Origin of the sequence: Enterococcus sp. C46 (genome assembly GCF_040887565.1) — a bacterium.
In the GTDB taxonomy this organism is placed as follows: domain Bacteria; phylum Bacillota; class Bacilli; order Lactobacillales; family Enterococcaceae; genus Enterococcus_B; species Enterococcus_B lactis.
Map to the genome: position 1 here is coordinate 1 of NZ_JBFOGA010000044.1, position 244 is coordinate 244.

Sequence of the window (244 nt, forward strand, 5' to 3'; positions counted from 1 at the left end):
CAACTTTGGCTATTTGATTCAATAGTTTTGCTTGTCTATTTCTAACTGGTTTACATAATGGACTAGGAAAACTATCTATAATTCCGACTAGTTCACCTTTGGTGAGCTTCTTGATGAAAAAGTATCGAATAATCTTGATAGTGTAAGCTAAGTTTGAACTTAAGCGAGTGAATCGACTCCTACTAGGAAAGTCACCATTAGGAAATAAGACGGAACAAACCGCTCTATACGTGGCTCTTTGGCT

General features: G+C 36.9%; 1 pseudogene. It reads right to left on the bottom strand.

The annotated features are described in order from the left end of the window. Positions 1-244, bottom strand: a pseudogene (locus AB3I27_RS14075) (IS982 family transposase); the annotation flags it as partial.